A 12,496-nucleotide genomic window follows, 5' to 3' on the forward strand; every position below is an offset into this window, starting at 1 on the left:
ATGCTGATCCCGCGCAGGGTCAAGCACCGCAAGCAGCACCACCCGTCGCGCTCCGGCGCGGCGAAGGGTGGCACCCAGATCGCGTTCGGCGACTTCGGCATCCAGGCTCTGGAGCCGGCGTACGTCACCAACCGCCAGATCGAGGCGGCGCGTATCGCAATGACCCGCCACATCAAGCGTGGCGGCAAGGTGTGGATCAACATCTACCCCGACCGTCCGCTGACGAAGAAGCCTGCCGAGACCCGCATGGGTTCCGGTAAGGGTTCGCCGGAGTGGTGGGTCGCCAACGTCAAGCCGGGCCGCATCGTTTTCGAGCTGGCCGGCGTGGACGAGTCCCTTGCACGCGAGGCCATGCGCCGCGCGATGCACAAGCTCCCGATGAAGTGCCGTTTCGTGGTGCGCGAGGGTGGTGTCTGATGGCTATCGGTACCCAGGGGCTCGCCCCGATCGATCTGGACGGCATGGACGACGAGACTCTCGTCGGCAAGCTGAAGGAAGCCAAGGAGGAGCTGTTCAACCTCCGCTTCCAGTCGGCGACCGGCCAGCTCGAGAGCCACGGTCGTCTCAAGGCCGTGCGTCGCGACATCGCCCGGATCTACACGATCCTGCGCGAGCGCGAGCTCGGCATCCGTACGGCTCCGAGCGTGAGTGAGTGAGGCAATGAGCGACAACACGACTGCTGCTGAGGCCCCTGAGGCCCAGCGCGCGACGCGTAAGGTGCGCCGTGGCTACGTGGTGAGCGACAAGATGGACAAGACCATCGTGATCGAGGTCGAGGACCGGGTTAAGCACCCCCTCTACGCCAAGGTCATCCGTCGCACCACGAAGGTCAAGGCGCACGACGAGCAGAACAGCGCCGGCATCGGCGACCTGGTTCTGATCATGGAGACCCGCCCGCTGTCCGCCACCAAGCGGTTCCGGCTCGTGGAGATCCTCGAGAAGGCCAAGTAAGACTTCTCTTCCCGCTGGGGGCGGTGCGTGACACACGTACGCGTGGCGCCCCCAGCACAGCAACTATCCGTTCGGCCAGGCTCGCCGGAAGCAGTCCGCGCGAGAACCAGTTCGACGACAGGAGTTCACTCAAATGATCCAGCAGGAGTCGCGACTTCGGGTCGCCGACAACACGGGTGCCAAGGAGATTCTCTGCATCCGCGTTCTCGGTGGCTCCGGCCGTCGCTACGCCGGAATCGGCGACACCATCGTCGCCACCGTCAAGGACGCGATCCCGGGCGGCAACGTGAAGAAGGGCGACGTCATCAAGGCCGTCGTCGTCCGGACCGCCAAGGAGCGCCGTCGTCCCGACGGTTCCTACATCAAGTTCGACGAGAACGCCGCCGTCATCCTGAAGAACGACGGCGAGCCTCGCGGCACCCGCATCTTCGGCCCGGTGGGTCGTGAGCTGCGTGACAAGCGGTTCATGAAGATCATCTCGCTGGCTCCGGAGGTGCTCTGACCATGGCGAAGATCAAGAAGGGCGACCAGGTCATCGTGATCTCGGGTCGCGACAAGGGCAAGACCGGCCGCGTGCTCGAGGTCCTGAAGGACTCCGACCGCCTCGTGGTCGAGGGCGTGCAGCGCGTCACGAAGCACACCAAGGTGGGCCAGTCGCAGCGCGGCACCCGCACCGGTGGCATCGAGACGGTCGAGGCGCCGATCCACGTGAGCAACGTGATGATCGTCGACCCGGAGACCAAGAAGGGCACCCGCGTCGGGTACCGCCTCGAGCAGGTGGAGCGGGACGGTCGTACCAAGACCGTCCGGATCCGCGTCGCGAAGCGCTCCGGGAAGGACATCTGATGACCGAGACGACCATCGAGGCCCCGGCCCAGCCGCGCCTCAAGCAGAAGTACCGCGAGGAGATCCTCTCGGCGCTGATCGAGGAGTTCGGCCACAAGAACCTGCACCAGGCCGGCGGTCTCACGAAGATCGTCGTGAACATGGGTGTGGGCGACGCGGCCAAGGACTCGAAGCTCATCGAGGGCGCGATCCGCGACCTCTCGGCGATCACCGGTCAGAAGCCGCAGGTCACCAAGGCTCGCAAGTCCATCGCTCAGTTCAAGCTGCGCGAGGGCATGCCGATCGGCGCGCACGTCACGCTCCGCGGCGACCGCATGTGGGAGTTCCTCGACCGCCTGCTGTCCACCGCTCTGCCGCGTATCCGCGACTTCCGCGGCCTGTCGCCCAAGCAGTTCGACGGGCACGGCAACTACACCTTCGGTCTCACGGAGCAGTCGATGTTCCACGAGATCGACCAGGACAAGATCGACCGGGTCCGCGGTATGGACATCACGGTCGTGACGACGGCGACGACCGACGACGAGGGCCGCTCCCTGCTGCGCCGTCTCGGCTTCCCCTTCAAGGAGAACTGACATGGCGAAGAAGGCCCTGATCAACAAGGCGGCCGGCAAGCCGAAGTTCGCGGTTCGCGCCTACACCCGGTGCCAGAAGTGCGGTCGTCCGCACTCCGTCTACCGCAAGTTCGGCCTGTGCCGTATCTGCGTGCGGGAGATGGCCCACCGTGGCGAGCTTCCCGGCGTCACCAAGAGCAGCTGGTAACACAACTACGCCGTAGGTCTGTCCGGCCACACGAGGCCGTTCGGATACCCCGGCGAGGAAGGGCAAGAGCCCGATGACTATGACCGACCCGATCGCAGACATGCTGACCCGTCTGCGTAACGCGAACTCGGCGCACCACGACACGGTCACCATGCCGTCGTCGAAGCTGAAGACGCACATCGCTGAGATCCTGCAGGCCGAGGGCTACATCGCCGGCTGGTCCGTGGAGGACGCCCAGGTGGGCAAGTCCCTCACGCTCGAGCTGAAGTACGGCCAGAACCGGGAGCGCGCCCTGGCGGGCGTGCGCCGCATCTCGAAGCCCGGCCTGCGCGTCTACCGCAAGTCCACCGAACTGCCCAAGGTCCTCGGCGGCCTGGGCGTGGCGATCCTGTCCACGTCCTCCGGCCTGCTGACCGACCGCCAGGCACAGGCCAAGGGCGTCGGCGGCGAAGTCCTCGCCTACGTCTGGTAATCCGGAAAGGAGAAAACGCCAATGTCTCGAATCGGCAAGCTTCCCGTTCCGGTCCCGGCCGGCGTGGACATCACTGTCAGCGGCGCGCTCGTGACCGTGAAGGGCCCCAAGGGTTCTCTCGAGCACACCGTGCCCGCACCCATCAATGTCGCCCAGGAGGACGCCCAGCTCGTGGTGTCCCGTCCGGACGACGAGCGGAACTCCCGTGCGCTGCACGGCCTCACCCGCACCCTGATCGCCAACATGATCACGGGCGTGACCGAGGGCTACGAGAAGAAGCTCGAGATCGTCGGTACTGGTTACCGTGTCGTGGCGAAGGGTTCGAACCTCGAGTTCGCGCTGGGCTTCAGCCACCCCGTTGTCATCGAGCCCCCCGCGGGTGTCACGTTCGCAGTCGAGAGCCCCACCAAGTTCTCGGTCTCGGGCATCGACAAGCAGCAGGTCGGCGAGGTCGCAGCGAACATTCGCAAGATCCGCAAGCCCGAGCCCTACAAGGGCAAGGGCGTGCGCTACGCCGGCGAGAACGTCCGCCGCAAGGTCGGAAAGGCTGGTAAGTGACGATGGCTATCAAGATCCTGGGCAAGGGCAAGTCCGTCGCTCGCCAGCGTCGTCACCTGCGCCTGCGCAAGAAGATCACCGGCACCGCCGTTCGTCCCCGTCTGGTCGTCACCCGCTCCGCGCGCCACATGGTCGCGCAGATCGTGGACGACAGCGTGGGCAAGACCGTCGCCTCGGCGTCGACCCTCGAGGCCGACCTGCGTGCGTTCGACGGCGACAAGACGGCCAAGGCCCGCAAGGTCGGCGAGCTCGTCGCCGAGCGTGCCAAGGCTGTCGGCGTCGACACCGTCGTGTTCGACCGCGGCGGCAACAAGTACCACGGTCGCGTCGCTGCTGTGGCTGACGGCGCCCGCGAGGGCGGTCTGGCCCTGTGATGACAAACGCACGGAAGAAGAGGACTCTCTGATGGCTGCAGGGCAGCGCAGCGGCGCCCCCCAGGGTGCCGCCACCGAGAACAAGGACCGCAACGACCGCCGTGGTGGCGGGCGTCGCGACGACCGCCGCGGCGGTCGCGAGGAGAAGAGCGCCTTCGTCGAGAAGGTCGTCTCCATCAACCGCGTCGCCAAGGTCGTCAAGGGCGGCCGCCGCTTCAGCTTCACCGCGCTCGTCGTGGTGGGCGATGGTGACGGCACCGTCGGCGTCGGCTACGGCAAGGCCAAGGAGGTGCCCGCGGCGATCGCCAAGGGTGTTGAGGAGGCGAAGAAGAACTTCTTCCGCGTCCCCCGCATCCAGGGCACCATCCCGCACCCCATCCAGGGTGAGGCCGCTGCCGGTGTCGTGTTCCTGCGTCCGGCGTCCCCGGGTACCGGTGTTATCGCCGGTGGTCCGGTCCGCGCCGTGCTGGAGTGCGCCGGCATCCACGACGTGCTGAGCAAGTCGCTCGGTTCGTCCAACGCGATCAACATCGTGCACGCCACGGTCGCGGCCCTGCAGGGCCTCGAGGAGCCGGCCGCAGTTGCCGCTCGTCGTGGGCTCCCGCTGGAGGACGTGGCCCCGGCCGCGCTGCTCCGCGCGCAGGCCGCCGGTCGTGCCGAGTCGACTGCAAAGGCGGGTGCGTGATGGCTCGACTCAAGGTGACTCAGACCAAGTCCGCCATCGGCGGCAAGCAGAACCAGCGTGACACGCTGCGGACGCTCGGCCTCAAGCGGATCGGCGACACCGCCGTGAAGGAGGACCGCGCGGAGATCCGTGGCATGGTCAAGACGGTGGCGCACCTCGTCGCCGTCGAGGAGGTCGAGTGATCATGGCGGAGAACAAGCCGCTGAAGGTCCACCACCTCCGTCCGGCCCCCGGCGCCAAGACCGCGAAGACCCGTGTGGGTCGCGGTGAGGGCTCGAAGGGTAAGACGGCGGGTCGTGGTACCAAGGGTACGAAGGCTCGTTACCAGGTCCCCGCGGGCTTCGAGGGTGGGCAGATGCCTCTGCACATGCGCCTCCCGAAGCTCCGTGGCTTCAAGAACCCGTTCCGGGTCGAGTTCCAGGTCGTGAACCTGGACAAGCTTTCCGAGCTGTTCCCCGAGGGTGGCTCCGTCACCGTCGAGGACCTGGTCGCGAAGGGCGCGGTCCGCAAGGGCCAGCCCGTGAAGGTGCTCGGCAACGGCGACGTCACCGTCAAGCTCGAGATCGCGGTCGACCGCGTCTCGGCTTCCGCCAAGGAGAAGATCCTGGCGGCCGGCGGTACGGTCTCGGAGGCCTGAGACAGCTGACAGGGCCGGCGGCGCGTGAGCGCGGCCGGCCCTGTGTGCTCTCTTGAGTATTTCCCGGAGCGAACGTGGTCCAACGGACCCCGTAAGCAACGTAGAATCCGACACGGTCTGGCTGCACCGTTGTGGTCTGGCCCACGTTCGACTCACCTCGCCGGCGTCCCGCCGGCGACACTAGATCCCGCAACGGCGGGCCAGGAGGATAGGGTGCTCAGCGCTTTCGGCCGGGCTTTCCGGACGCCAGACCTGCGGCGCAAGCTGCTGTTCACGATCGCCATCATGACGATCTTCCGCCTCGGGTCGTTCATCCCGACGCCGGGCGTGGACTACGCGAACGTGCAGCAATGTATCGCGCAGGCGGACAACGACAGCCTGCTCGGCCTGATCAACGTCTTCAGCGGCGGCGCGCTGCTGCAGCTGTCGATCTTCGCCCTCGGGATCATGCCGTACATCACGGCCAGCATCATCGTGCAGCTGCTTCGCGTGGTCATCCCGCGCTTCGAGGCGCTGCACAAGGAGGGCCAGTCGGGCCAGACCAAGCTGACCCAGTACACCCGCTACCTGACGATCGCCCTCGCGATCCTCCAGTCGACGACCGTCATCACGACGGCGCGCCAGGGCCTGCTCTTCAGCGGCTGTGGCCTCGACGTCATCGCGGACGACAGCATCCTGACCTCCATCTTCATGGTCATCACCATGACCGCCGGTACCGGCCTGGTCATGTGGCTCGGTGAGCTCATCACCGAGCGCGGCGTCGGCAACGGCATGTCGCTCCTGATCTTCACGTCGATCGCCGCCAGCTTCCCGACCTCCCTCTGGTCGATCGCCGGTGGCGCCAACGGCGTCGTGAACTTCACGATCATGGTCCTCGTGATCATCCTGGTCATCGGCCTCGTGGTGTTCGTCGAGCAGTCGCAGCGCCGCATCCCGGTGCAGTACGCCAAGCGCATGGTGGGTCGCCGCATGTACGGCGGCACCAGCACGTACATCCCGATCAAGATCAACATGTCCGGCGTGATCCCCGTGATCTTCGCGGCGTCGATCCTGGCCATCCCGGGGCTTCTCGCCCAGTTCGGGGACCAGAGCTCCGAGTGGGTCGTCTGGATCTCCAACAACCTGGTCCAGCAGTCGTCGCCGCTGTACATCGCGATCTACACGCTGATGATCATCTTCTTCTGCTTCTTCTACACCTCGATCACGTTCAACCCGGACGAGGTCGCGGACAACATGAAGAAGTACGGCGGCTTCATCCCCGGCATCCGGGCCGGCCGCCCCACGGCGGAGTACCTCGACTTCGTGATCACCCGGATCACCTCCGCCGGTTCCCTGTACCTCGCGCTGATCGCGCTGATCCCGACGCTGGTGCTCGTCTTCCTTGGCGTCAGCACCAACCTGCCCTTCGGCGGTAGCTCGATCCTCATCGTGGTCGGCGTCGGGCTGGAGACGGTCAAGCAGATCGACTCCCAGCTGCAGCAGCGCCACTACGAAGGATTCCTCCGTTGAGCCAGACTCCCACCACCGCCACTCGCCGCGAGCTGCACGCTCGTCCGGACCGGGAGGGCCAGGTCACTCGCCTGGTCATCATGGGTCCGCAGGGCGTCGGCAAGGGCACGCAGGCAGCGCGCCTTGCAGAGGTCTTCGGGATCGTGGCGATCTCCACCGGTGACATCTTCCGCGCCAACATCAAGGGCAACACGGAGCTCGGTGCGACGGCCAAGGCGTACATGGACAAGGGTGACCTCGTCCCGGACGAGGTCACCAACGCCATGGTCCGCGACCGTCTCGCCGAGGTCGACGTCAAGGCAGGGTTCCTGCTCGACGGCTACCCCCGCAACGCGGCCCAGGTCGCCGAGCTGGACACCGCGCTCGCCGGTCTCGGCTGGGAGCTCGACGGCGTGATCGAGCTGACGGCCGAGCGGGACGTGCTCATGGAGCGCCTCACCAAGCGTGCGGAAGAAGAGGGCCGGGAGGACGACACCCCCGAGGGGATCGCCCGCCGCCTCGACATCTACTACAGCGAGACGGCACCTCTCACCGCCGCCTACGCGGAGCGTGGCCTGCTGGCCAAGGTGGACGGCGTCGGCGAGATCGCCGAGGTCACCGACCGCATCGTCGCCTCGCTCGCGACCCAGCTGGGCTGAGCGGTGGTCTTCGGCCGGGAGCGGATCGAGTACAAGACGCCGGACCAGGTGCGCCTCATGCGGCGCGCCGGTCTGGTGGTCGCCGACACGCTCGCCGCGGTCCGGGCCGCCGCCCGGCCCGGCCTGACCACCGCCGACCTCGACGCGGTCGCCGCGCGGACGATCGAGGCGGCCGGCGCCAAGCCGTCGTTCCTGGGCTACCAGGGCTTCCCGGCGGTCATCTGCGCCTCGGTCAACGACGAGGTCATCCACGGCATCCCGGGCGGCCGGGTGCTCGCCGCGGGTGACCTCGTCTCGATCGACTGCGGCGCGATCGTCGAGGGCTGGCACGGCGACTCGGCGATCTCGTTCGTCCTGGGCCCCGAGGGCGCCCTGGACCACCGCCTGCCCGACGACGACCTGGTCGCCGCCGGAGCGGATCTCGCGGACATCGCGCTCGTCCGGGCCACCGAGACGGCCATGTGGGCCGGCATCGCGGCCCTGGCGTCGGCCAAGCGGCTCAACGCCGTGGGCGAGGCCGTCGAGACCGCCGTCGAGCTGGCCGGGGAGTTCACCGGCACCGAGTACGGCATCGTCGAGGAGTACGTGGGGCACGGCATCGGCACCGCCATGCACCAGCCCCCGGACGTGCACAACTACCGGACCTCCGGGTCGGGCCCGCGCCTGCGGTCCGGTATGTGCCTCGCCATCGAGCCGATGATCAGCCGGGGCGGCGGCGAGACCAAGGTGCTCGCGGACGACTGGACCGTGGTCACGACCGACGGCTCGCGCGCGGCCCACTGGGAGCACTCGACGGCGATCATGGCGGACGGCATCGTCGTCCTGACGGCCGTCGACGGGGGAGCGGAGCGCCTCGCCGACTTCGGCGTGCAGCCCGTCGACCTCGGCTGAGAAAACTTCACCCCGGGTCTATTTAAGTACCAGTCAGTTGGCTACGATCGGCCTGTGACCGACGACGCGCACACCCTGCCCGACACCCGTACCCAGGCGCCGGCGCACGCCGTGCCGGGGCGGTCGCGCGGGCCGTGGTACGCGCGGGTCCTCCCGGCTCTCGGCCGGGGGCTGCGTCGCTTCGGGCGCTGGCTCGCCGCCTGGGCCCGCCGGCTCGCCCCGAGTCCCTTCCTGTGGGTCGGGATCGTGCTCGGCTTCGGCACCTCGCTCCTCGTGTGGGAGTCGGTCCTGCTGCTCGGCGTCGTGGTGTGGCTGTTCGGCATCTGGGTCTGGGTCACGCGCGGGCGGCCCGTGCTGGTGGCGCTCGGCCTGGGCATCGTGCTCGGCTGGCTCCCGATGCTGTACTTCTTCGTGGGCAGCCTGCCCCACACGATGATCGGCCTGCCCGGGGTCGAGTACGACCTCTGAGCGGCTCCGCGTGGCGAGGCTCACGCGCCGGACGTGCGCCGTCGGCCGTCTTCGCTTTGAATGGTTTACGAACTGACGTAAGATAGATCGCTGGGTGTAGTCCGTTCAACGCCTCCAGATCTTGAAAGGGTGCCGACGGCGCCTGCCGGTCCCCGCTCGTGCGGGGCGCAGGCCGAGGCACACGAGGTAGGCGGTACACGGACACACGCGACATCCACACCCGACTGTCGGTCTCGCAGGTCTCCTGCGGTGCCGTGGGCGTGGAAGCAGTCACGACGAGAGTTAGCGGAGGATATGGCAAAGAAGGACGGTGTCATCGAGATCGAGGGCAGTGTGATCGAGGCTCTGCCGAACGCGATGTTCCGCGTCGAGCTGTCGAACGGTCACAAGGTTCTCGCGCACATCTCGGGAAAGATGCGTCAGCACTACATCCGGATCCTCCCCGAGGACCGCGTGGTGGTGGAGCTCAGCCCGTACGACCTGTCCCGCGGCCGGATCGTCTACCGCTACAAGTAGTCAGTCCCCGATCCGGGGCTGCGTCACCCACGGCCTGGCCGAGGACGACGTCGCCGTACGATCGACCACCCACGACACTGCTGCGCGCGCACCGGGAGACCGGACGTTCGTGGCGGAGGAAAACCCGATGAAGGTCAAGCCGAGCGTCAAGAAGATCTGCGACAAGTGCAAGGTGATCCGCCGGCACGGTCGCGTCATGGTGATCTGCGACAACCTGCGCCACAAGCAGCGCCAGGGCTGATCACGCTCCGGGCACACGCCCGGGCCGGTGGCTGAGGCCACCACCAGCGCACCACCTCGAACCAGCCCCGCGGGCAACCGCGCAGGGCAGGGGAACCCTCGGACCGGAGGCCGGGGCCCGCGAAGAATCGCGGGATGGCGGTGCGGCAGACCTCCGACGAGCAGTACAGGAGCCGGAAGGCACATGGCACGTCTTATCGGCGTCGACCTCCCCCGCGACAAGCGGCTTGAGGTTGCGCTCACTTACATCTTCGGTGTGGGTCGTACCCGCGCGAAGGAGACCCTGGCCGCCACGGGCATCAGCCCGGACATCCGCGTGAAGGACCTCGGCGACGCCGAGCTCGTTGCGCTCCGCGACTACCTCGAGGGCAACTTCAAGCTCGAGGGTGACCTCCGCCGTGAGGTCGCGGCCGACATCCGCCGCAAGGTCGAGATCGGCACCTACCAGGGCCTGCGCCACCGTCGCGGCCTGCCGGTGCGTGGTCAGCGCACCAAGACCAACGCGCGCACCCGCAAGGGTCCCAAGCGCACCGTCGCGGGCAAGAAGAAGGCCCGCTGATAGCAGTCCGTGGAGCGGTCGGCTCATCGAGCTGAGACCGCCCCGGTCCGATCAGACCAGGAGATTACAGAACAGATGCCTCCCAAGACTCGCGCCGCCGCCGGCCGCAAGCCGCGCCGCAAGGACAAGAAGAACGTCCCGCTCGGCCAGGCGCACATCAAGTCCACCTTCAACAACACGATCATCTCGATCACCGACCCGTCCGGTGCCGTGGTGTCGTGGGCCTCTGCCGGCCACGTCGGCTTCAAGGGCTCCCGCAAGTCCACCCCGTACGCCGCGCAGATGGCCGCCGAGTCGGCCGCCCGCCGCGCGCAGGAGCACGGCGTCAAGAAGGTCGACGTCTTCGTGAAGGGCCCGGGTTCCGGTCGCGAGACCGCCATCCGCTCGCTCCAGGCGACCGGCCTCGAGGTCGGCTCGATCCAGGACGTGACGCCCCAGGCGCACAACGGCTGCCGCCCCCCGAAGCGTCGCCGCGTCTGACGCTGTTCGTCGCGACGCGGTGCGGCGCGCGGCCCCAGGGCCGCGGACCGCACCGCGATCGCGGCGCCCGCTCACCTCATGAGGTGAGCAACCCGCCCGGACGGTGACAGAGATCCGCCCGGGCTGCGAGAGATCGCAGAGACCGTGATGCGTCATATAGCGGACGCACACCGAAAGGACACCCACAGTGCTTATCGCACAGCGCCCCACGCTGACCGAAGAGGTCATCTCGGAGAGCCGTTCCCGCTTCTCCATCGAGCCGCTCGAGCCTGGCTTCGGCTACACGCTCGGCAACTCGATGCGTCGCACGCTGCTGTCGTCCATCCCGGGCGCAGCCGTCACGTCCATCCGTATCGACAACGTGCTGCACGAGTTCAGCACCGTGTCGGGCGTGAAGGAGGACGTCACCGAGATCATCCTCAACATCAAGAACCTCGTCGTCTCCTCGGAGAACGACGAGCCCGTCGTGATGTACCTGCGCAAGCAGGGCGCCGGCACCGTGACCGCCGCGGACATCGTTCCGCCGGCGGGGGTCGAGGTCCACAACCCCGACCTGCACATCGCCACCCTCAACGACAAGGGCAAGCTCGAGATCGAGCTGACCGTCGAGCGGGGCCGTGGGTACGTGTCCGCCGCGCAGAACAAGCAGTTCGACGCGGAGATCGGGCGCATCCCGGTCGACTCGATCTACTCGCCGGTCCTCAAGGTCACGTACAAGGTCGAGGCCACCCGAGTCGAGCAGCGCACCGACTTCGACAAGCTCATCGTCGACGTCGAGACCAAGCAGGCGATCACGCCTCGCGACGCGCTCGCTTCGGCTGGCAAGACCCTGGTCGAGCTGTTCGGCCTGGCACGTGAGCTGAACGTCGAGGCCGAGGGCATCGAGATCGGCCCGTCGCCGACGGACACCGCGCTGGCCGCGGACCTGGCGCTGCCGATCGAGGAGCTCAACCTCACCATCCGTTCGTACAACTGCCTCAAGCGCGAGGGCATCCACCAGGTGGGCGAGCTCGTGGCCCGCAGCGAGGCGGACCTGCTCGACATCCGCAACTTCGGTGCGAAGTCGATCACCGAGGTCAAGGAGAAGCTGGCCGAGCTCGGCCTCAGCCTCAAGGACTCGCCGCTGGACTTCGATCCGGCCGGCGCCTCGTACTTCGAGGGTGGCGACTCCGCGGCCTACGGCAGCGACGAGCAGTCGTACTGACGTCCCGCACCCGGCCTAGGCCGGGTGCGCGGAACCACATTCAAGGAGACAAGCAATGCCTACCCCCACCAAGGGCGCACGGCTCGGCGGTAGCCCGGCTCACGAGCGTCTGATCCTCGCGAACCTGTCGACCTCGCTCTTCGAGCACGGCCGCATCACGACTACCGAGACCAAGGCCAAGCGCCTGCGTCCGCTGGCCGAGCGTCTGATCACGTTCGCGAAGAAGGGCGACCTGTCCGCCCGCCGCCGCGTGCTCACCGTCGTGCGCGACAAGGGCGTGGTCCACACGCTGTTCACCGAGATCGCCCCGGCCATGGCCGAGCGCAACGGTGGCTACACGCGTATCACCAAGATCGGCACCCGCAAGGGCGACAACGCGCCGATGGCGGTCATCGAGCTCGTCACCGAGCCCGTGAGCCCCAAGCAGGCCGTCGTCAAGGAGGCCACCAAGGCCACCGAGAAGGCTGCTCCGGTCGAGGACGCGCCCGTCGAGGACGCTCCCGTGGAGGAGACCCCCGCCGAGGACGTCAAGGACGCCCCCGCGGAGGACGCTCCCGCCGAGGAGACCACGGAGGAGAAGAAGGAGGCCTGAGCCCCCTTCCTCCCTGCACGACGCCGGGCCGCACCTTCCGTACGGAGGGTGCGGCCCGGCGTCGTCGTACGACGTGTCAGACGTACAGATCACCAGAGTGACCTGTACGTCTGACAC

Annotated in this window: 23 protein-coding genes; all 23 read left to right on the forward strand. The window is 67.6% G+C overall.

Annotated features, from left to right (window positions below; translation table 11 throughout):
* Positions 1-417, forward strand: a complete 417-nt coding sequence (gene rplP, locus H291_RS0116535; RefSeq protein ID WP_020016120.1) for a 50S ribosomal protein L16 — start codon at positions 1-3, stop codon at positions 415-417.
* On the forward strand, positions 417-656 hold the full coding sequence (rpmC, locus tag H291_RS0116540; protein WP_020016121.1) for a 50S ribosomal protein L29: 240 nt from the start codon (positions 417-419) through the stop codon (positions 654-656). The genes rplP and rpmC overlap by 1 nt, the downstream gene beginning before the upstream one ends.
* A gap of 4 nt (positions 657-660) precedes the next feature.
* Entirely contained in the window at positions 661-951 is a 291-nt protein-coding gene (gene rpsQ / locus H291_RS0116545; protein ID WP_020016122.1) for a 30S ribosomal protein S17, read from the forward strand.
* A gap of 133 nt (positions 952-1,084) precedes the next feature.
* Complete coding sequence (rplN, locus tag H291_RS0116550; protein ID WP_020016123.1) at positions 1,085-1,453, forward strand: 50S ribosomal protein L14; 369 nt, start codon at positions 1,085-1,087, stop codon at positions 1,451-1,453.
* A 2-nt stretch (positions 1,454-1,455) separates the two neighbouring features.
* Positions 1,456-1,797, forward strand: coding sequence for a 50S ribosomal protein L24 (gene rplX / locus H291_RS0116555; protein ID WP_020016124.1), 342 nt, complete (start codon positions 1,456-1,458; stop codon positions 1,795-1,797).
* Positions 1,797-2,369, forward strand: coding sequence for a 50S ribosomal protein L5 (gene rplE, locus H291_RS0116560; RefSeq protein WP_020016125.1), 573 nt, complete (start codon positions 1,797-1,799; stop codon positions 2,367-2,369). Before rplX ends, rplE begins: the two co-directional genes overlap by 1 nt.
* Position 2,370: 1 nt before the next feature.
* Positions 2,371-2,556, forward strand: a complete 186-nt coding sequence (locus tag H291_RS0116565; protein WP_020016126.1) for a type Z 30S ribosomal protein S14 — start codon at positions 2,371-2,373, stop codon at positions 2,554-2,556.
* Positions 2,557-2,629: 73 nt separating this feature from the next.
* A complete protein-coding gene (gene rpsH / locus H291_RS0116570; RefSeq protein ID WP_026365832.1) occupies positions 2,630-3,028 on the forward strand; it encodes a 30S ribosomal protein S8 in 399 nt (132 codons plus the stop codon).
* A gap of 21 nt (positions 3,029-3,049) precedes the next feature.
* Positions 3,050-3,586: a 50S ribosomal protein L6 gene (rplF, locus tag H291_RS0116575; protein ID WP_026365833.1), complete on the forward strand. Its 537-nt coding sequence runs from the start codon at positions 3,050-3,052 to the stop codon at positions 3,584-3,586.
* 2 nt (positions 3,587-3,588) lie between these two features.
* Entirely contained in the window at positions 3,589-3,960 is a 372-nt protein-coding gene (rplR, locus tag H291_RS0116580) for a 50S ribosomal protein L18 (protein WP_026365834.1), read from the forward strand.
* Positions 3,961-3,991: 31 nt separating this feature from the next.
* The gene (gene rpsE / locus H291_RS0116585; RefSeq protein WP_020016130.1) at positions 3,992-4,645 is read left to right on the forward strand and encodes a 30S ribosomal protein S5; all 654 of its coding nucleotides are present in this window, start codon (positions 3,992-3,994) and stop codon (positions 4,643-4,645) included.
* On the forward strand, positions 4,645-4,827 hold the full coding sequence (gene rpmD, locus H291_RS0116590; protein WP_020016131.1) for a 50S ribosomal protein L30: 183 nt from the start codon (positions 4,645-4,647) through the stop codon (positions 4,825-4,827). Before rpsE ends, rpmD begins: the two co-directional genes overlap by 1 nt.
* A gap of 2 nt (positions 4,828-4,829) precedes the next feature.
* Positions 4,830-5,282 carry a 50S ribosomal protein L15 gene (gene rplO / locus H291_RS0116595; RefSeq protein WP_026365835.1) on the forward strand — a complete coding sequence of 151 codons (453 nt, stop codon included), beginning with the start codon at positions 4,830-4,832 and terminating at the stop codon, positions 5,280-5,282.
* 213 nt (positions 5,283-5,495) lie between these two features.
* On the forward strand, positions 5,496-6,791 hold the full coding sequence (gene secY / locus H291_RS0116600) for a preprotein translocase subunit SecY (protein ID WP_020016133.1): 1,296 nt from the start codon (positions 5,496-5,498) through the stop codon (positions 6,789-6,791).
* An 80-nt stretch (positions 6,792-6,871) separates the two neighbouring features.
* Positions 6,872-7,429, forward strand: coding sequence for an adenylate kinase (locus H291_RS0116605; RefSeq protein WP_020016134.1), 558 nt, complete (start codon positions 6,872-6,874; stop codon positions 7,427-7,429).
* Positions 7,430-7,432: 3 nt separating this feature from the next.
* On the forward strand, positions 7,433-8,320 hold the full coding sequence (gene map, locus H291_RS0116610; protein WP_020016135.1) for a type I methionyl aminopeptidase: 888 nt from the start codon (positions 7,433-7,435) through the stop codon (positions 8,318-8,320).
* A gap of 54 nt (positions 8,321-8,374) precedes the next feature.
* On the forward strand, positions 8,375-8,788 hold the full coding sequence (locus H291_RS0116615) for a hypothetical protein (RefSeq protein ID WP_020016136.1): 414 nt from the start codon (positions 8,375-8,377) through the stop codon (positions 8,786-8,788).
* Positions 8,789-9,082: 294 nt separating this feature from the next.
* On the forward strand, positions 9,083-9,304 hold the full coding sequence (infA, locus tag H291_RS0116620) for a translation initiation factor IF-1 (protein ID WP_020016137.1): 222 nt from the start codon (positions 9,083-9,085) through the stop codon (positions 9,302-9,304).
* Positions 9,305-9,431: 127 nt separating this feature from the next.
* Positions 9,432-9,545 carry a 50S ribosomal protein L36 gene (gene rpmJ / locus H291_RS0116625; RefSeq protein ID WP_003956441.1) on the forward strand — a complete coding sequence of 38 codons (114 nt, stop codon included), beginning with the start codon at positions 9,432-9,434 and terminating at the stop codon, positions 9,543-9,545.
* A 183-nt stretch (positions 9,546-9,728) separates the two neighbouring features.
* Positions 9,729-10,103: a 30S ribosomal protein S13 gene (gene rpsM / locus H291_RS0116630; RefSeq protein ID WP_020016138.1), complete on the forward strand. Its 375-nt coding sequence runs from the start codon at positions 9,729-9,731 to the stop codon at positions 10,101-10,103.
* Between the two features lie 75 nt (positions 10,104-10,178).
* Positions 10,179-10,583 carry a 30S ribosomal protein S11 gene (rpsK, locus tag H291_RS0116635; RefSeq protein WP_020016139.1) on the forward strand — a complete coding sequence of 135 codons (405 nt, stop codon included), beginning with the start codon at positions 10,179-10,181 and terminating at the stop codon, positions 10,581-10,583.
* Between the two features lie 187 nt (positions 10,584-10,770).
* On the forward strand, positions 10,771-11,787 hold the full coding sequence (locus H291_RS0116640; protein WP_020016140.1) for a DNA-directed RNA polymerase subunit alpha: 1,017 nt from the start codon (positions 10,771-10,773) through the stop codon (positions 11,785-11,787).
* Positions 11,788-11,842: 55 nt separating this feature from the next.
* On the forward strand, positions 11,843-12,379 hold the full coding sequence (gene rplQ / locus H291_RS0116645; RefSeq protein WP_020016141.1) for a 50S ribosomal protein L17: 537 nt from the start codon (positions 11,843-11,845) through the stop codon (positions 12,377-12,379).
* The last annotated feature ends 117 nt before the right edge of the window (positions 12,380-12,496 follow it).

Origin of the sequence: Promicromonospora sukumoe 327MFSha3.1, from assembly GCF_000385135.1 — a bacterium.
Lineage (GTDB): Bacteria > Actinomycetota > Actinomycetes > Actinomycetales > Cellulomonadaceae > Promicromonospora > Promicromonospora sukumoe_B.